At 73.7% G+C, this 783-nt stretch carries 1 protein-coding gene; it reads right to left on the bottom strand.

The genetic code is table 11. The annotated features are described in order from the left end of the window. Nucleotides 1-600, bottom strand: a 600-nt coding sequence (locus tag K206_RS0111085) for a universal stress protein (protein ID WP_020202482.1), incomplete at its 3' end; no start/stop codon positions are given. Nucleotides 601-783: the final 183 nt, after the last annotated feature.

Below are 783 nucleotides of genomic sequence, written 5' to 3'. Positions count from 1 at the left end.
ATGCGGCTCGGGCGCGCCGCCGTCGGCGCCCGGCGCGCTGATCACGCTCACGCGCGCGGCCCGGCGCAGCAGCGGCATGGCGTCGGCCACCGCGCGGGCGGCCTCGCGGCCGCCGTCCCAGGCGATGGCGACGTGCCCGCAGTCCAGCCGGCGCACGCCCGGCGGCACCAGCAGCACCGGCCGGCCCGCCTCCAGCATCACGTATTCGGGGGTCTGCGCCACCAGCACCGGCAACGACTCCAGCCCCGGCAGCCGGGCCAGCACGATCAGGTCGGCCAGCCGCCCTTCCCGGGCCAGCGCCCAGCCCGGCTCTTCCTCGATCAGGCGATGGTTGCAGCCCAGCTCCGGCGCGGTTTCCTGCATGACGCGGTGGAAATCGGCGCTGGCCGCCGCGGCCTGGGCCAGCAACTGGCGCCGGGCCAGCTCGGCGTAGCGGCCGGCGTCGTCGCCGGCGCCGCGGAACGGCTCCAGGCGCGTGCCGGTCGCGGTCACGCCGGTGACGTGGGCGGCACTGTGCCGCGCCAGCTCCGCCGCCAGGCGGACCCGGTCGGCGCAGCCCGGGTCCGGGCCAAGTTCGACCAGCAGGGTCTTGAATTCCATGATGTCTCGGGCTCCGGGCAGAGGACGGTGGAAGAACGGTGGAAGAACAGTCAGCAAAGGCGGCGAATGGCCGCGCCGCAATTATGCCAAGCCCGGGCGTGCCTTGGCAGCCCCGCCGGCGCGCGCCCGGTGAGCGCCGAAAAAATAACTTCAGGATCGGGGAACCTGTCAGATTTTTTGTGT

The sequence above is a fragment of the Cupriavidus sp. WS genome (genome assembly GCF_000395345.1).
GTDB lineage: Bacteria > Pseudomonadota > Gammaproteobacteria > Burkholderiales > Burkholderiaceae > Cupriavidus > Cupriavidus basilensis_B.
This window is presented reverse-complemented; position numbering and strand designations above follow the sequence as displayed.